This is a genomic window from Comamonas granuli NBRC 101663, assembly GCF_000739995.1.
Classification (GTDB): domain Bacteria; phylum Pseudomonadota; class Gammaproteobacteria; order Burkholderiales; family Burkholderiaceae_C; genus Simplicispira; species Simplicispira granuli.
This window is the reverse complement of sequence record NZ_BBJX01000005.1, coordinates 330,669-346,478: the sequence shown is the minus strand read 5'-3', so window position 1 is coordinate 346,478 and position 15,810 is coordinate 330,669. Positions and strand designations below refer to the sequence as shown.

The window sequence follows — 15,810 nt, the reverse complement described above, 5'->3', positions numbered from 1 at the left end:
GGCTCAGGCCGGCTGCTCCAGGGCCTGCGCCAGCGCCTCGCGCAGGCTTGCGGCCAGGCGCTGCGCGTCCCAGGGCCCGGGGCGCAGGTCCGCGCACGACACCGTGCGGCGCAGCATGGCCGGCACATCGTCCGGCCGGCCCAGGGCATCGCACAGCAGCGCCCAATCGGGCCGGCAGGCCAGCGTTCCCGCCACGAGCAGCACCCCCGTGCGCTGGCGCCGCTGCGCCAGCCCGACCAGCTTGCGCCCCTGCGCGTCCACCACCTCCCAGGGCGCCAGGCTGCCGTAGCAGGCCCAGTCCACCACCGGGCCCAGCCGCTCGTTGGCCAGGGCGACCTCCGGCTCCGGCACAGCCGAGGCCGCCACGCCCCATTGCGCCAGCACCTCCACGTGCAACTGCCCCAGGCCGCGGTAGCTGCCCGAGAGCCGCCCCTGCACCCAGGGGTGACCCAGCGGCAGAACGACCGAGGCGCTGACCATCCAGGGCCCCGTGAGCACCGCGCCGCCGCCCGAGGGGCGCACCTGGAGGTCCAGCCCCGGCGGCAGGCGCTGTGCGACGTCCTCGCGCAGCGCCCGCTGGGAGCAGCCCAGTACGATGGCGGGCGCCGCGTAGGTCCAGACGCGAAAGCGCGGCTCGGTGACGGGTTCGGCCATCTGGCGGCGGTTCCAGTCCTGCTCTTGTGCAACGGTGTCGATCGCAGTCTCCAGCGTGAAAAAACGGCACACTATCAACGCGAACCCGCGGCAAGTCAATGCGCGCCGCCGGGCCGCTGCCCCCACCAGAGCCCGAGGAGAACCGCCATGCCCCCCGCATCCCCCGTCCCGGCCGCCAGCGGCGCCAGCGCGCGCGCCGTGCGCATCGCGGCACGCACAGCCCAGCTCGAAGGTCTGGGCATACGCCGCGCCCTGCCCACGCGCCAGCAGCGCATGGTGGGCGCCTGGTGCTTTCTGGACCACATCGGCCCGGTGGAGTTCGCGCCCGGCCAGGGCATGCACGTGGGGGCGCACCCCCATACCGGCCTGCAGACCTTCACCTGGATGATAGAGGGCGAGATCCTGCACCGGGACAGCCTGGGCAGCGCGCAGGTGGTGCGTCCGGGCGCGGTCAACCTCATGACCGCGGGCCACGGCATCGCGCACACCGAAGATTCCCTGCCGTCCAGCGCGCGCCTGCACGCGGCGCAACTGTGGATTGCGCTGCCCCCCGACCAGGCCGGCTGCGCCCCGGCGTTCGAGCATTACCCGCAGTTGCCGGCCTGGCACGAGCAGGGCTGCACCCTCACGCTGCTGGCCGGGAGTTGTGCCGGCCGCACCGCCCCGGTGCGCGTGTTCTCGCCCCTGCTGGGCCTGGACATCGCGAGCGCGCAGGGCGGCCGCCTGCACCTGCCGCTGGACCCGGCCTTCGAGCACGGCCTGCTGCCGCTGGAGGGCAGCGTGCAGGCCGCGCAAGACCCTTTCGGCCCGGGCGAATTCGCTTATTTCGCGCCCGGCACCGCAGCGCTCGCGCTGGAGCTGGCGCCCGGCAGCCGCATCCTGCTGCTGGGGGGCGCGCCCCTGGCCGCGCCCCCCATGCTGTGGTGGAACTTCGTTGGCGCCACGCGCGAGGACATCGACCGCGCGCGGCAGGACTGGGAAAGCGGCTCCGCCCGCTTCGGGGCCGTCGAAGGCGGCGGCCACCGCCGCATCCCGGCGCCCGGATGGGATGGCGCGCGACCGGTGGCCCCGCGGGCAGGTTGAGCCGGTGCGGCAGCGCCGGGCCTACTTCTTCGCGTAGATCTGGTCGAAGGCCGCACCGTCGGCGAAATGCTCCTTGGCGGCCTTGGTCCAGCCGCCGAAGGCCTCGTCGATGGTGAACAGGTTGAGCTTGGGGAACTGCTTGGCGTACTTGGCCTGGGCCTTGGCGGACACCGCCGGGCGGTAGAAATGCTTGCCCGCGATGTCCTGCCCCTCTTCGGAATAGAGGTACTGCAGGTAGGCCTCGGCCACGGCGCGCGTGCCTTTCTTGTCCACGTTCCGGTCCACCACCGCCACGGCGGGCTCGGCCAGGATGGAGAGCGAGGGCGCGATGACGTCGAACCTGGCGCCGAACTCCTTGTCCAGCAGGTAGGCCTCGTTTTCCCAGGCGATCAGCACGTCGCCCTGGTTGCGCTGCGCGAAGGTGATGGTGGAGCCGCGCGCGCCGGTGTCGAGCACGGGGACGTTGCCGTACAGCCTGGCGACGAACTCCTTGGCCTTGGCGTCGCCGCCATATTTGCGCTTGGCGAATTCCCAGGCCGCCAGGTAGTTCCAGCGCGCGCCGCCCGAGGTCTTGGGGTTGGGCGTGATCACGCTGATGCCCGGCTTGGCGAGGTCGTCCCAGTCGCGGATGCCCTTGGGGTTGCCCTGGCGCACCACGAACACGATGGTCGAGGTATAGGGCGCGCTGTTGTGCGGCAGGCGCTTTTGCCAGTCCTTGGCGATCCAGCCGCCGTGGACGTGCAGCGCATCGGTGTCGCCGGCCAGGGCCAGGGTGGCCACGTCGGCCTCCAGCCCGTCGATGATGGAGCGCGCCTGCTTGCCCGAGCCGCCGTGCGACTGTTTGATGCTCACGTCCTGCCCGGTTTGGGCCTTCCAGTGCCTGGCGAAGGCCTGGTTGAACTCCACGTACAGCTCGCGCGTCGGGTCGTAGGACACATTGAGCAGGGTCACGCCCTGGGCCCAAGCCGATGCGGCCCCCAGGGTCAAAGCGGCGGCGGCCAGGGGAAACTTGATAAAGTCACGGCGATGGTTCATGTTGGTGGTTCCGAAGGTTTCGTGGTGCGGTGCAGGGATTCTGGAAGCCGCCCATCAAAACCAGAACTACTGAGTTTTCAGTTTTTAATTACCCAAACATCTAAAAGGCATTCCCATGGCACGCATGGTTCACTGCATCAAGCTCGGCAAGGAAGCCGAGGGCCTTGACTTCCCCCCCTACCCCGGCGAGCTGGGCAAGCGCATCTGGCAGAACGTGAGCAAGGAAGCCTGGGCCGGCTGGATCAAGCACCAGACCATGCTGGTGAACGAAAACCGCCTGAACCTGGCCGACGCGCGCGCCCGCCAGTACCTGGCGCGCCAGATGGAGCAGCATTTCTTCGGCGGCGGCGCCGATGCCGTGCAGGGCTACGTGCCGCCCGCCGACTGACCGGTCCCGGTTTTCTCCAGTGGCGCCCCCGGGCGCCTTTTTTTGTGCACGCAGCGCATTCCGCACCATGACCCAAGGCATCGACTGGCTGGACGACGGCGCCCCCTACAGCACCCGCTTTGGCGACCGCTACCACGGCGCGCAGGGCGCCCTGGCGCAGGCGCGCGCCGTGTTCCTGCATGGCTGCAGACTGCCGCAGGCCTGGGCCGGTGCGCCGCAGTGGCGCATCCTGGAGACGGGCTTCGGCTTCGGGCTGAACTTCCTCGCCACCTGGGCGGCCTGGCGCGCGGACCCGCAGCGCCCGCGCCTGCTGCATTTCGTCTCGCTCGAAGCCTGGCCCGTGGACGCCGCCGACTTGCTGCGCATGGCCGCGCGCGAGCCCGAGCTGCTGGCGCTGGCGCGCGAGCTGCACGCCCAGTACTGGGGCCTGCTGCCCGGCGTGCACCGCCTGTCGTTCGAGGGCGGGCGCGTGCTGCTCACGCTGTGCATCGGCGACGCCCCGGCCCTGCTGCGCGAGCAGGCCTGGCAGGTCGACAGCGTGTACCTCGACGGCTTTGCGCCGCAGCGCAACCCCGAGCTGTGGAGCCCCGAGACCCTGCAGGCCGTCGCGCGCTGCTGCCGCCGCGGCGCGCGCCTGGCCACCTGGACGGTGGCCGGCAGCGTGCGCCAGGCCCTGGCGCAGAGCGGCTTCCGCGTGGAGAAGGTCCCGGGCCTGCCGCCCAAGCGCGCCAACCTGCAGGCCTGCTACGACCCGCACTGGGAGCCGCGCCGCGCCCCCACGCCCTGGCCCGCTCCGTGGGCGCAGGCGCGCGCATGCATCGTCGTGGGCGCGGGCCTGTCGGGCAGCGCCTGCGCCGCCAGCCTGGCGCGGCGCGGCTGGCAGGTCACCGTGCTCGACGAGGGCGAGACCCCGGCCAGCGGCGCCTCGGGCCTGCCCGCCGGGCTGTTCGGGCCGCACCTGTCGGGTGACGACAACCGCTTTTCGCGCGTGGCGCGCGCCGGCGTGCGCGCCCTGCTGCAACAGGCGGGCGTGCTGCTGGAGCACGGCGTGGACTGGAACCCCGGCGGCGTGCTCGAGCGCCGCCCCCCCGGCAAGAACAGCCTGCCCGCGGGCTGGGAGGACGGCCCCGGCGCCGACTGGTACCACCTTGCGCACGCCGCGCAGCTGCAGGCGGCCGGGCTGCCCGCAGACGCCAGCGCCTGCTGGCATGTGCACGCGGGCTGGGTGCGCCCGGCGCGGCTGGTGGCGCAATTGCTGGCGCAGCCCGGCATCCAGGTGCAACTGGGCTGCCCCGTGGCGCGCCTGCAGCGCAGCGCGCAGGGCGACTGGCAAGCGCTGGACGCCACGGGCGCCCTGATCGCCCAGGCCCCGTTGCTGGTGCTGGCCATGGGCCCGGCCACGCGCAATCTGCTGGCGCAGGTGCAGGCGCCGCGCCTGCCGCTGCACTCGGTGCGCGGCCAGATGAGCTGGGGCCTGCAGGCGCCGCAGCAGGCCGGGCTGCCGCCCTTTCCCGTCAACGGCCACGGCGCCCTGGTGGCCCATGTGCCGCACGCGGGCGCCCTGGCCTGGCACGCGGGCTCGACCTTCGAGCGCGGCGAGGAAGAGCTGCCCCCCAGCGCCCCGGAGCAGGCCCAGGCCCATGCCGTCAACCAGCAGCGCCTGCAGGAGCTGCTGCCCGGCGCCGCGGCCCAGTTGGCCCCGCAGTTTGCCGACGCCGCCGCCCTGCAGTCCTGGGCCGGCGTGCGCTGCACCACGCCGGACCGCCTGCCCTGCGTGGGGCCGCTGGACGCCGCCCTGCCCGGCCTGTGGGTCTGCACCGGCATGGGCGCGCGCGGCCTCACGCGCGCCGCGCTGTGCGGCGAGCTGCTCGCCGCCCTGCTGCACGGCGAGCCCCTGCCCCTGGAGGCCGCCCTGGCGCGCGCCCTGCTGCCCGGGCGCCTGCTGGCCAGGCTGCCGACGGAATAAGCTTATTCGCATATAAGAAGCACAAAAAAATCGTTTGCTCTTATATAAAGCGCGCCTACAGTCGCGCCCATGCCTGATTTCGCCTTCGTCATTGCCGGGTTCGCCGTCGGCCTCATCGTCGGACTGACGGGGGTGGGCGGCGGCTCGCTGATGACGCCGGTGCTGATCTTCTTCTTTGGCGTCAAGCCCCACCTGGCCATAGGCACGGACCTGCTGTTCGCCGCCTGCACCAAACTGGGCGGCACGCTGAGCCTGGCGCGCCAGCGCCTGGTGCCCTGGCGCGTGGTGGGCCTGCTGTGCGCCGGCAGCATCCCGGCGGCGCTGGCCGGGCTGGCGGTGCTGCACCGCCTGGGCCCCGACAGCGCCCGCGCCCAGCACCTGATGACCTTCACGCTGGGCGTGGCCCTGCTGCTCACGGCGGCCGCCACGTTCTACAAGGTGCTGGTGTTCTCGCCCCGGCGCCAGGCCGCCGCCGCGGCGGCGCGCAGCGCCCCGGCCGATGTGGCCACCCGGCCGCGCCACTGGAGCCTGCCCGTGCTGCTGGGCGCGGTGATCGGCCTGCTCGTGACCTTCACCTCGGTGGGCGCGGGGGCGATCGGCGTGTCGGTGCTGCTGCTGGTGTTCCCGCGCCTGCCGCTGCCCCGCATCGTCGCTGCCGACATCGCCTACGCCGTGCCGCTCACGCTGGTGGCGGGCCTGGGCCATGCCTCGCTGGGCTCGGTGGACTGGGCACTGCTGGCGCAGCTGCTCGCCGGCTCGCTGCCCGGCATCTGGCTGGGTGCGCGCCTGGTGGCGCGCACGCCCGAACGCGTCATCCGCTCCCTCCTCTCCGTCCTGCTCGCCTGGGCGGGCGCCAAACTCGTTCTTGTCTAGAAGCTCTCCATGTACCAATACACCGACTTCGACCGCCAATTCGTCAAGCTGCGCGCCCAGCAGTTCCGCGACCAGCTCGAGCGCTGGCAGCGCGGCGAGCTGACCGACGAGCAGATGCTGCCCCTGCGCCTGCAGAACGGCTGGTACATCCAGCGCTACGCGCCCATGGCGCGCATCGCCGTGCCCTATGGCGAGATCAGCAGCACGCAGTTGCGCACCTTGGCGCACATCGCGCGCGAGTACGACCGGCCCACGCCCGAGCTGCTGGCGCACGCCCAGGCCACGCAGGATGCCCTGCAGGCCGCCCAGCCGGGCCTGACGCTGGCCGCGCCGGCGCTGCGCTACGGCTACGGCCACTTCACCACGCGCACCAATGTGCAGTTCAACTGGATTCCCATCACGCGCGCCGCCGACGTGATGGACCTGCTGGCCAGCGTGTGCATGCACGGCATCCAGACCAGCGGCAACGACATCCGCAACATCACCTGCGACGCCTGGGAGGGCATTGGCGAGGACAGCATCGTCGATACCCGCCCCTTTGCCGAGATCACGCGCCAGTGGAGCTCGCTGCACCCCGAGTTCTCCTACCTACCGCGCAAGTTCAAGATCGCCTTCAACGGCTCCGCCGAGGACCGCGCCGCCATCGGCTGGTACGACATCGGCCTGCAGGCGCTGAAGAACGAGGCCGGCGACATCGGCTTCACCGTGAAGGTGGGCGGCGGCATGGGGCGCACGCCCGTCATCGGCACCGTGGTGCGCGAGTTCCTGCCCTGGGAGCACCTGCTGAACTACATCGAGGCCATCGTGCGCGTGTACAACGGCTACGGGCGACGCGACAACAAGTGGAAGGCGCGCATCAAGATCCTCGTGAAGTCCGAGGGGCAGAAGTTCATCGACGCCGTGGAGCAGGAGTTCGCCGCCATCGTCGGGCAGGATGGCGCGCCGCACACCATCACCCCGGCCGAGTACGAGCGCGTGGCCAGCCACTTCGTCGTGCCCGCGCTGCGGCCCGCGGGCCTGCCCAGCAGCGTCAACCCCCAGGGCCTGCTGTACCAGCGCTGGCTGGCGCAGAACGTGCGCGGCCACCGCCTGCCGGGCATGAAGACGGTGACCCTGTCGTTCAAGCGCGTGGGCTTTGCCCCGGGCGACGCCGACGCCGACACCCTGGAGGCCCTGGCGCAACTGGCCGAGCAATTCTCCAGCGGCGAGGCGCGCCTGACGCACGAGCAGAACCTCATGCTGCCCTGGGTGTTCGAGAGCGACCTGCCCGCGCTCTACGAAGCAGCGCGCCAGCTCGGCCTGGCCCAGCCCAACATCGGCCTGCTGACCGACATGATCGCCTGCCCCGGAGGGGACTACTGCTCGCTGGCCAATGCGCGCTCCCTGCCCATCGCGGCGGCCATCACCGAGCGCTACCAGGACCTGGACGAGCTCTTCGACCTCGGCCCCATCGACCTGCACATGAGCGGTTGCATCAACTCCTGCGGCCACCACCACAGCGGGCACATCGGCATCCTGGGCGTGGACAAGGACGGCAAGGAGTGGTACCAGATCACCCTGGGCGGCTCCGACGGCACGCTGCTGTCGGGCCCGGCGATCGGCGGCAAGGTGGTGGGCCCGGCCTTCTCGGCCGCCGAGGTGCCCGACGTGATCGAGGCCGTGCTGGCCACCTACCGCAGCCTGCGCATCAACGCCGCCGAGCATTTCATCGACACCCTGCGCCGCGTGGGCCACGACCCCTTCAAGGCCGCCGCCAACGCCGCGCGCCGCCCCCAGGCCAACGCCCAGGCCCTGGCCGAGCAACACTGAGCGACAAGACAATGACCATGAAAATCATCGCTGCCGACGCCGTATCTACGGCTGTGGACACCGAAACCACCCTGCAAATCGCCAACGACGCCGAACTGGCCGACCTGGCCGCCAGCGGCGCGCTGCAGGGCGTGCAGCGCGTGGAGCTGCACTTTCCCAAGTTCACCGACGGCCGCGCCTACACCCAGGCCGTGCTGCTGCGCCGGCGCTACCGCTTCACGGGCGACATCCGCGCCACGGGCGATGTGCTGATCGACCAGCTCGTGCACATGCAGCGCAGCGGCTTCACCAGCGCCGTGCTCGCCCCCGGCGTGGACGCCGCCGCCGCCGAGCGCCAGTTCACGCGCTACGCCGCCTTCTACCAGGGCGACGTGCTGCAGCCGCGCCCGCTGTTCGCACGCGCAGCCCCCGATGCCGCGCCCGCCGCAGCCGAAACCGCCACGGAGCCGGCATGAGCGCCAGCGCCCCTGCCAGCAGCCTCAGCGCCCTGGGCGGGGCCGCCAAGGCCTCGGCCATCGCCCTGTACGCGCGCCCCTCCGAGGGCTACGGCACCAAGCTCGCCGCCGCCCAGGCCTTGCTGCAGCAGGCCGCAGCGCTGGGTGCGGTGACGCAGGCCAACAGCCTGGGCGTGGAGGACATGGTCATCACCGACCTGATCCGCCGCCTGGCCCTGCCCATTCCCGTGTTCGTGCTCGACACCGGGCGCCTGCACACCGAGACCCTGGCCCTGCTGGAGCGCACCCAGGCGCTGGACGGCCTGACGGTGAACGTCTACCGCCCGCGCCCGGAGGCCGTGCTGCACTACATTCGCCAGCACGGCCAGGACGCGCTCTACCAGAGCGTGGAGCTGCGCCAGCAGTGCTGCGCCCTGCGCAAGATGGAGCCGCTGGCGCGCGCGCTGGCCGGCAAGAAGGGCTGGATCACCGGCCTGCGGCGCGAGCAGTCCAGCGCGCGCGCCGAGGTGCCCGCCATAGACCGCAGCGAGGAAGCCAGCAAGGGCCTGACCAAGTTCAACCCCCTGGCCGACTGGACGCAGGGCGACGTGTGGCACTACGTGGCCGAGCACCGCGTGGACTACAACCCGCTGCACGACCAGTTCTACCCCAGCATAGGCTGCGCGCCCTGCACGCGCGCCGTCACCCTGGGCGAGGACCTGCGCGCCGGCCGCTGGTGGTGGGAGCAGGAATCTGCCAAGGAATGCGGCCTACATGTGAAAAAATGATAGCTACCCGCGCTTGATCCATAAGCCCTAGAGCCGAATTTGACTCATAAAACCATGAACGCCCGCATCGACACCTCTGCGCTGAATCACCTCAGCAACAGCCACCTCGACGCGCTGGAGGAAGAAACCATCTTCATCCTGCGCGAGGTGGCCGCCGCCTTCGAGCGCCCCGCCCTGCTGTTCTCGGGCGGCAAGGATTCGCTGGTCATGCTCAAGTGCGCCGAGAAGGCGTTTGGCGTGGGCCGCATCCCCTACCCGCTGCTGATGATCGACACGGGCCACAACTTCCCCGAGGTGACGGACTTCCGCGACTTGCGCGCCCAGGAGCTGGGCGCCGAGCTCATCGTGCGCAGCGTCGAGGACTCCATGGCGCGCGGCACCGTGCGCCTGGCGCACCCGGGCGAGAGCCGCAACGTGCACCAGTCGGTCACGCTGCTCGAAGCCATCGAGGAATTCCGCTTCGACGCGCTGATCGGTGGCGCGCGCCGCGACGAGGAGAAGGCGCGCGCCAAGGAGCGCATCTTCAGCCACCGCGACAGCTTCGGCCAATGGCAGCCCAAGGCCCAGCGCCCCGAGCTGTGGACGCTGTTCAACACGCGCCTGCAGCCGGGCGAGCACTTCCGCGTGTTCCCCATCAGCAACTGGACCGAGCTGGACGTGTGGCAGTACATCGACCGCGAGCAGATCGCCCTGCCGGCACTCTACTACGCGCACCCGCGCCAGGTGGTCGAGCGCCGCGGCCTGCTGGTGCCCGTCACCCCGCTCACGCCACCGAAGGAAGGCGAAACCATAGAGACGCGCACCGTGCGCTTTCGCACCGTGGGCGACATCACCTGCACCTGCCCCGTGGAGAGCCCCGCCGCCACGGCCTATGAGATCGTGATCGAGACCCTGGCCGCCGACGTGAGCGAGCGCGGCGCCACGCGCATGGACGACAAGACCAGCGACGCCTCGATGGAAAAGCGCAAGAAAGACGGGTACTTCTGATGACTACGAATTTGATAGCTGATACCGCAGCAGCAGCGGGCGCTGCAGCGCAAAACGACCCTGTTTCCGCGCTGAAGTTCATCACCTGCGGCAGCGTGGACGACGGCAAGAGCACGCTGATCGGCCGCCTGCTGGTGGACAGCCGTGCCGTGCTGCAGGACCACCTGGCCGGCGTGCAGCGCGGCGGCGAGGTGGACCTGGCCCTGCTGACCGACGGCCTGTCCGCCGAGCGCGAGCAGGGCATCACCATCGACGTGGCCTACCGCTACTTCGCCACCGAGGAGCGCAAGTTCATCATCGGCGACGCGCCCGGCCACGAGCAGTACACGCGCAACATGGTCACGGCCGCCTCGCAGGCCGACGCCGCCGTGGTGCTGGTGGACGCCACCAAGCTCGACTGGCAGAACCCGCACCTCGCACTGCTGCCGCAGACGCGCCGCCACAGCCTGCTGGTGCACCTGCTGCGCGTGCACTCGCTGGTGTTCGCCGTGAACAAGCTCGACGCCGTGGACGACCCCGCCCTGGCCTTTGCCCATATCGGCGCGGCGCTGGCGCAGTTCGCCCAGGAGGCGGGCATTGCCGTGGCCGCCACCGTGCCCGTCTCGGCGCTCAAGGGCTGGAACGTGGTCACGCCCCAGCCCGGCTGGTGCGGCTACGCAGGCCCCTGCCTGCTGCAAATCCTGGAGCGGCTGCCCAACACCCCGGCCGACACCCACCTGCCGCTGGCCTTTCCGGTGCAATGGGTGGAGAAGTTCTCCTCCTCCAGCGACACGCGCCAGGGCCGGCGCGTGTTCTGGGGCCGCGTGGCCGCGGGCCACGTGCAGCCCGGCATGGCTGTGCAGATCTTCCCCAGCGGCCAGAGCGCCAGCGTGGCCCAGGTGCTGGACCATGCGCGCCGCCCCCTGGGCGTGCATGCGGGCCAGAGCGCCGGCATCATCCTCGACCGCGAGGTGGACGTCTCGCGCGGCGACTGGATCGTGGCCGCGCCCGCGCCGGCCGCAGCCGCCGCCGAGGACGACTTCGACACCCCCGCCGCCGCGCCCGCCTGGCCCGGCCGGCGCGAGCTGGCGGCGACCATCGCCTGGATGGACGACGAACCCCTGGTGGCGGGCCGCGTGTACTGGGCGCTGCACGGCCACCGCTGGGTCAAGGCCAAGGTGCGCCGCGTGGTGCACCGGCTGGACATCCACACCCTGGCCGAGGAAGAGGCCGCCCAGCTCGAACCCAATGCCATCGGCCATGTGGAGCTGCTGCTGCAGGAGAGCCTGCCCGCGGCGCCGTTTGCCCAGGCGCGCGTGCTGGGGGCGCTGATCCTGGTCGATACCGCGAGCCACAAAACCGCAGGCGCAGTCCTCGTCCATTGAGCCAGGTCAGCGATTTGCCCACTGCCCGGGAAGGGCCGGGGCGCTGACCTTCCCCGCCCAGCCTAAAATTGGGGTATTCCCGATTCCAGAACAATACTGATCATGACCCACGTCGTTTCCGAAAACTGCATCAAGTGCAAATACACCGATTGCGTGGACGTGTGCCCGGTCGACTGCTTCGTCGAGGGCCCGAACATGCTGGTCATCAACCCGGACGAGTGCATCGACTGCGCCGTCTGCGTGCCCGAATGCCCGGCCAATGCCATCTTTGCCGAGGAAGACCTGCCCGCCGCCGAGCAGGCCTTCATCAAGATCAACGCCGAGCTGACCAACGCCCCCGGCTGGAAGCCCATCACCAAGCGCAAGGCCGCCCTGCCCGACGCCGACGAGTGGAACGGCCAGCCCGGCAAGGTCAAGGAACTGCAGCGGTAATGCACAACCCCCTGTGGCGCTGCGCGCCTTCCCCCTTCTCTCGCAAAGCCATGCTTCGCGGGAAGGGGGACGCCGCCAGTGCTGCGGGGCGGCCCTTGCACGGCGGCCCTGGCCTGCGCCCCGCCAGTTGCGGCGGCCGCTTGGATCGTTGAGTTCTGGAATGCTCAGCACCGACGCCATCGTCATTGGCGCGGGGCCGGTGGGCCTGTTCCAGGTCTTCCAGCTCGGCCTGCAGGGCCTGCGCGCGCAGGTCATCGACGCCCTGCCCCACGCCGGCGGCCAGTGCGCCGAGCTGTACGCCGACAAGCCCATCTACGACATCCCCGCCCTCCCGTCCTGCACCGGGCAGGAGCTGGTGCAGCGCCTGCGGGCGCAGATCGCGCCCTTTGCCCCCACCTTCCACCTGGGCCAGCCGGTGGAGACGCTGCAGGCCCAGCCCGGCGCGGGCTTTGTCGTCGGTACGGCGCAGGGCGCGCTGCTGCAGGCGCGCGCCGTGTTCATCGCCAGCGGCGTGGGCGCCTTCGTGCCGCGCACGCTCAAGCTGCCCGGGCTGGAGGTGTTCACCGGCACGCAGTTGCACTACCGCCTGGACGACAACGCCTGCCTGGCCGGGTTGCACGTGGTCGTGCATGGCGGCGATGAAGCGGCCGTGGCGCAGGCCGTGGCCTGCGCCACGGCGCCCGAGGCGCGGCGCGCCGCGCGCATCACCCTGCAGCACCGGCGCGACGTGTTCGACGCCCCGCCCGCCCTGCTCGCACAATTGCAGGCCCTGCGTGCGGCCGGGCGCATCGCGGTCGCCATCGGCGTGGCCGGCGGCATCGTGCAGGAGCAGGGGCGCCTGGCGGCGCTGGAGCTCACCACGCCCGCGGGTGATCTGCAGCGCCTGCCGCTGGACATGCTCGTGGTGCGCCTGGGCCTGGTGCCGCGCCTGGGGCCCCTGGCCGACTGGGGCCTGCAGCTCGAGCGCAAGCAGCTCGTGGTGGACCCCGCCACCATGGCCACCAGCGTGCCCGGCATCCACGCCGTGGGCGACGCCATCACCTACCCCGGCAAACGCAAGCTCATCGTGAGCGGCTTCCACGAAGCCACGCTCGCCGCCTTCGGCGCCGCCGAATGGCTGGCCGGGCACAGCCTGCCGCTGGAATACACGACCAGCAGCGAACGCCTGCAGCGCCTGCTGGGCGTGTAGCGCGGCGCGCGCGCCCCAGCGCCCGTGCCGGGGGGCGCGCCCGGGCGGCTGTCATCACGCTGTCACCGAATCGCCAAATACTGAGGTGGTTGCCCACTGCAGCCATTCCATGCCTTCTTTCTCCCCTGCCCCGGCCTCGCCTGCAGACGCTGCGCCCACCCCGCTCCCCACCGGCACCCAGGCCGTGCCCGCTGGCGCCGGGACGCAGGCCGCCGCTCCGCTGCTCGACCGCGACCGCAGCATCCTCGCCTTCAACGAGCGCGTCTTCGACTGGGCGCAGCGCAGCGACGTGCCCTTGCTCGAACGCCTGCGCTACCTGTGCATCGTTTCATCCAACCTCGACGAATTCTTCGAGGTGCGCGTGGCCCCGCGCCTCACGGCCGCGCAGGGCGAAGCCGCCGGCCCCGGGCCGCAGGCTGCGGCGTTTGCCGCGCTCATGGCCCAGGCCCAGGACCTCGTGGCGCGCCAGTACACGCTCTACAACGAGGCGCTGGTGCCCGCCTTTGCGGCGCAGGGCGTGCGCGTGGTCTCGCACGGTGCGCGCAGCAGTGCCCAGAGACGCTGGGTCAGGGACTACTTCCAGCGCGAGGTGCGCCCGCTGCTCGTGCCCGTGGGGCTGGACCCGGCCCACCCCTTCCCGCTGGTGGCCAACAAGTCGCTGAATTTCATCGTGCGCCTCAAGGGCGCCGATGCCTTCGGCCGCAGCAACGAGATCGCCATCGTGCGCGTGCCGCGCGCGCTGCCGCGCGTGATCCGCATGCCCGCGCGCGTGGCGCCGCAGGGCGCCATGTTCGTGCTCCTGTCCAGCGTGGTGCGCGCACACCTGCACGACCTGTTCCCCGGGCGCGAGGTGACGGAGTTCTCGCAGTTCCGCGTCACGCGCCACTCGGACCTGGCCGTGGACGAGGAGGACGTGGACAACCTGCGCACCGCGCTGCGCCAGGGCCTGCAGCAGCGCCATTTCGGCCAGGCCGTGCGCCTGGAGGTGTCGGCGCACTGCTCGCGCCTGCTCGCCGACTTCCTGCAGGCGCAGTTCGCCCTGCCGGCGGCCGCACTGTTTCGCGTGCCCGGGCCGGTGAACCTGGTGCGCCTGGCCCAGTTGGTGGAGCTGGTGGACGACCCGGCGCTGCTGTTCCCGCCCTGGCAGCCCGCCTGGCCGCACACCGTCGATCCGGGCCGCTCGTTCCTGGCGCAGTTGCGCGAACGCGATGTGCTCGTGCACCAGCCGTTCGAGAGCTTCGACGCGGTGCTCGCCTTCCTGCGCGAAGCCGTCAACGACCCGCAGGTGCTCGCCATCAAGCAGACCATCTACCGCACGGGCGCGGACTCGGCGCTCATGGACCTGCTGCGCGAGGCCGTGCGCAAGGGCAAGGAGGTGATGGCCGTGGTCGAGCTCAAGGCGCGTTTCGACGAGGAGGCCAACATCAACTGGGCCGAGGCGCTGGAATCCATTGGCGCGCAGGTCGTCTACGGCGTGGTGAGCCTCAAGACGCACGCCAAGATGCTGCTCGTCACGCGGCGCGAGGGGCGGCGCCTGCGCCGCTACGGCCACCTGTCCACGGGCAACTACAACCCGCGCACGGCGCGCCTGTACACCGACCTGAGCTATTTCACGGCCAGCGAGGACCTCACCGCCGACATGGACGGCGTGTTCAACCACCTGGCGAGCCAGAACCGCCCGCCGCGGCTGCGCCAGTTGCTGCTCGCCCCGTTCCACCTGCACCAGCGCCTGCTGGAGAAGATCGAGCAGGTCGGGCAGGCGGCGCAGGCCGGGCAGTACGCACGCATCGTCGCCAAGATGAACGCGCTGACCGACGAGGCCCTGGTGCGCGCCCTGGTGCGTGCGGGCCAGCAGGGCGCGCGCATCGACCTGATCGTGCGCGGCGCCTGCATCCTGCCCGCGCAGCAGCCCGGCCTGACCGAGCGCATCCGCGTGCGCTCGGTCATCGGGCGCTTTCTGGAGCACACGCGCGTGTTCTACTTCGGCGCCGGGGAGCAGGAGGACCTGTACCTCTCCAGCGCCGACTGGATGAACCGCAACATGCTGCGCCGCGTGGAACTGGCCTGGCCGGTGACCGACCCCGCCCTGCGCCAGCGCATCATCGACGAATGCCTGCTCGCCTACCTGCACGACGAGCAGGGCGCCTGGACGCAGCAGCCCGACGGCAGCTACCGCCCCCCCGCCCGGCCGCTGGACGGCGCGGGCGCCCAGGCGGCGCTGATGGCCCGCTACCGCCGCCCGGCCGCTGCCGCACCCACCCAGCGGAGGAAGGCATGATGGACCTGATCCTGTGGCGCCATGCCGAGGCGCACCCGGGCGCCGAGGGCCAGGACGACCTGGCGCGCACGCTCACCGCACGCGGCGAAAAGCAGGCCGCACGCATGTCCGCCTGGCTGGAAAAGCAGTTGCCCGACGGCCTGCGCGTGCTCTGCAGCCCCGCCCGGCGCGCCGAACAGACGGCCCAGGCCCTGGGGCGCAAGTTCAAGCTGCGCGCCGAGCTGCTGCCCCACGGCCAGCCGGCCGAGCTGCTGGAACTGGTGCAATGGCCGCGCGCACGCGGCGCAGTGCTGGTGGTCGGGCACCAGCCGCTGCTCGGGCAGACCGCCGCCCAGTTGCTGGGCATGGACCCGGCGGGCTGCGCCATCCGCAAGGGCGCGGTCTGGTGGCTGCGCCAGCGCCAGCGCATGGACCAGAGCCAGACCGTGCTGCTCACGGTGATGGCGCCAGATTTTCTCTAGGTTTTCCGGCTGCAGCGCTCTTGCAGCGTGCGCAAGCAGCTATGCTTTTGGAAGCATGCCGGCGCCTGC

At 71.3% G+C, this 15,810-nt stretch carries 15 protein-coding genes; 13 read left to right on the top strand and 2 right to left on the bottom strand.

The features are described from left to right. Positions 1–3: 3 nt before the first annotated feature. A complete protein-coding gene (locus CGR01S_RS07130) occupies positions 4–654 on the bottom strand; it encodes a lipoate--protein ligase family protein (RefSeq protein WP_245616768.1) in 651 nt (216 codons plus the stop codon). Positions 655–801: 147 nt separating this feature from the next. Between CGR01S_RS07130 and CGR01S_RS07125 the strand changes: the two genes are divergently transcribed. Then, positions 802–1,737 (top strand): pirin family protein, encoded by a 936-nt coding sequence (locus CGR01S_RS07125; protein WP_042424341.1) that lies wholly within the window; start codon positions 802–804, stop codon positions 1,735–1,737. A 21-nt stretch (positions 1,738–1,758) separates the two neighbouring features. On the opposite strand, the gene CGR01S_RS07120 is transcribed toward CGR01S_RS07125, so the two are convergent. Then, positions 1,759–2,772, bottom strand: coding sequence for a sulfate ABC transporter substrate-binding protein (locus tag CGR01S_RS07120; RefSeq protein ID WP_042424338.1), 1,014 nt, complete (start codon positions 2,770–2,772; stop codon positions 1,759–1,761). A gap of 115 nt (positions 2,773–2,887) precedes the next feature. Between CGR01S_RS07120 and CGR01S_RS07115 the strand changes: the two genes are divergently transcribed. The 12 genes from CGR01S_RS07115 (at position 2,888) to sixA (ending at position 15,741) form a co-directional block, all read left to right on the top strand. Further along, the gene (locus CGR01S_RS07115) at positions 2,888–3,160 is read left to right on the top strand and encodes an oxidative damage protection protein (RefSeq protein WP_042424335.1); all 273 of its coding nucleotides are present in this window, start codon (positions 2,888–2,890) and stop codon (positions 3,158–3,160) included. A gap of 67 nt (positions 3,161–3,227) precedes the next feature. Next, positions 3,228–5,126 (top strand): bifunctional tRNA (5-methylaminomethyl-2-thiouridine)(34)-methyltransferase MnmC2/FAD-dependent 5-carboxymethylaminomethyl-2-thiouridine(34) oxidoreductase MnmC1, encoded by a 1,899-nt coding sequence (gene mnmC, locus CGR01S_RS07110; RefSeq protein ID WP_042424332.1) that lies wholly within the window; start codon positions 3,228–3,230, stop codon positions 5,124–5,126. 69 nt (positions 5,127–5,195) lie between these two features. Beyond that, positions 5,196–5,999 (top strand): sulfite exporter TauE/SafE family protein, encoded by an 804-nt coding sequence (locus CGR01S_RS07105; RefSeq protein WP_042424329.1) that lies wholly within the window; start codon positions 5,196–5,198, stop codon positions 5,997–5,999. Positions 6,000–6,008: 9 nt separating this feature from the next. Next, on the top strand, positions 6,009–7,808 hold the full coding sequence (locus CGR01S_RS07100) for a nitrite/sulfite reductase (protein ID WP_042424326.1): 1,800 nt from the start codon (positions 6,009–6,011) through the stop codon (positions 7,806–7,808). Positions 7,809–7,825: 17 nt separating this feature from the next. Continuing rightward, positions 7,826–8,263, top strand: a complete 438-nt coding sequence (locus CGR01S_RS07095; RefSeq protein ID WP_042424668.1) for a DUF934 domain-containing protein — start codon at positions 7,826–7,828, stop codon at positions 8,261–8,263. After that, positions 8,260–9,030 carry a phosphoadenylyl-sulfate reductase gene (locus tag CGR01S_RS07090; protein ID WP_042424324.1) on the top strand — a complete coding sequence of 257 codons (771 nt, stop codon included), beginning with the start codon at positions 8,260–8,262 and terminating at the stop codon, positions 9,028–9,030. The genes CGR01S_RS07095 and CGR01S_RS07090 overlap by 4 nt, the downstream gene beginning before the upstream one ends. 54 nt (positions 9,031–9,084) lie before the next feature. Next, complete coding sequence (cysD, locus tag CGR01S_RS07085; RefSeq protein WP_042424321.1) at positions 9,085–10,017, top strand: sulfate adenylyltransferase subunit CysD; 933 nt, start codon at positions 9,085–9,087, stop codon at positions 10,015–10,017. Next, positions 10,017–11,381, top strand: coding sequence for a sulfate adenylyltransferase subunit 1 (locus tag CGR01S_RS07080; protein WP_042424319.1), 1,365 nt, complete (start codon positions 10,017–10,019; stop codon positions 11,379–11,381). Before cysD ends, CGR01S_RS07080 begins: the two co-directional genes overlap by 1 nt. Before the next feature lie 102 nt (positions 11,382–11,483). Further along, positions 11,484–11,813, top strand: a complete 330-nt coding sequence (gene fdxA, locus CGR01S_RS07075; protein ID WP_042424316.1) for a ferredoxin FdxA — start codon at positions 11,484–11,486, stop codon at positions 11,811–11,813. 160 nt (positions 11,814–11,973) lie between these two features. Beyond that, on the top strand, positions 11,974–13,002 hold the full coding sequence (locus CGR01S_RS07070; protein ID WP_042424313.1) for an NAD(P)/FAD-dependent oxidoreductase: 1,029 nt from the start codon (positions 11,974–11,976) through the stop codon (positions 13,000–13,002). A gap of 109 nt (positions 13,003–13,111) precedes the next feature. Next, a complete protein-coding gene (ppk1, locus tag CGR01S_RS07065) occupies positions 13,112–15,280 on the top strand; it encodes a polyphosphate kinase 1 (protein ID WP_084690590.1) in 2,169 nt (722 codons plus the stop codon). Next, positions 15,277–15,741 carry a phosphohistidine phosphatase SixA gene (sixA, locus tag CGR01S_RS07060; RefSeq protein WP_042424310.1) on the top strand — a complete coding sequence of 155 codons (465 nt, stop codon included), beginning with the start codon at positions 15,277–15,279 and terminating at the stop codon, positions 15,739–15,741. The genes ppk1 and sixA overlap by 4 nt, the downstream gene beginning before the upstream one ends. Positions 15,742–15,810 lie beyond the last annotated feature (69 nt).

What these genes read in the sequence shown, in the direction of transcription:
- CGR01S_RS07125 (WP_042424341.1), top strand. Translation starts at nt 802, where the DNA reads ATGCCCCCCGCATCCCCCGTCCCGGCCGCCAGCGGCGCCAGCGCGCGC.
- CGR01S_RS07130 (WP_245616768.1), bottom strand. Translation starts at nt 654, where the DNA reads ATGGCCGAACCCGTCACCGAGCCGCGCTTTCGCGTCTGGACCTACGCG.
- CGR01S_RS07105 (WP_042424329.1), top strand. Translation starts at nt 5,196, where the DNA reads ATGCCTGATTTCGCCTTCGTCATTGCCGGGTTCGCCGTCGGCCTCATC.
- mnmC (WP_042424332.1), top strand. Translation starts at nt 3,228, where the DNA reads ATGACCCAAGGCATCGACTGGCTGGACGACGGCGCCCCCTACAGCACC.
- CGR01S_RS07120 (WP_042424338.1), bottom strand. Translation starts at nt 2,772, where the DNA reads ATGAACCATCGCCGTGACTTTATCAAGTTTCCCCTGGCCGCCGCCGCT.
- sixA (WP_042424310.1), top strand. Translation starts at nt 15,277, where the DNA reads ATGATGGACCTGATCCTGTGGCGCCATGCCGAGGCGCACCCGGGCGCC.
- ppk1 (WP_084690590.1), top strand. Translation starts at nt 13,112, where the DNA reads ATGCCTTCTTTCTCCCCTGCCCCGGCCTCGCCTGCAGACGCTGCGCCC.
- CGR01S_RS07090 (WP_042424324.1), top strand. Translation starts at nt 8,260, where the DNA reads ATGAGCGCCAGCGCCCCTGCCAGCAGCCTCAGCGCCCTGGGCGGGGCC.
- CGR01S_RS07100 (WP_042424326.1), top strand. Translation starts at nt 6,009, where the DNA reads ATGTACCAATACACCGACTTCGACCGCCAATTCGTCAAGCTGCGCGCC.
- CGR01S_RS07080 (WP_042424319.1), top strand. Translation starts at nt 10,017, where the DNA reads ATGACTACGAATTTGATAGCTGATACCGCAGCAGCAGCGGGCGCTGCA.
- CGR01S_RS07070 (WP_042424313.1), top strand. Translation starts at nt 11,974, where the DNA reads ATGCTCAGCACCGACGCCATCGTCATTGGCGCGGGGCCGGTGGGCCTG.
- fdxA (WP_042424316.1), top strand. Translation starts at nt 11,484, where the DNA reads ATGACCCACGTCGTTTCCGAAAACTGCATCAAGTGCAAATACACCGAT.
- CGR01S_RS07095 (WP_042424668.1), top strand. Translation starts at nt 7,826, where the DNA reads ATGAAAATCATCGCTGCCGACGCCGTATCTACGGCTGTGGACACCGAA.
- CGR01S_RS07115 (WP_042424335.1), top strand. Translation starts at nt 2,888, where the DNA reads ATGGCACGCATGGTTCACTGCATCAAGCTCGGCAAGGAAGCCGAGGGC.
- cysD (WP_042424321.1), top strand. Translation starts at nt 9,085, where the DNA reads ATGAACGCCCGCATCGACACCTCTGCGCTGAATCACCTCAGCAACAGC.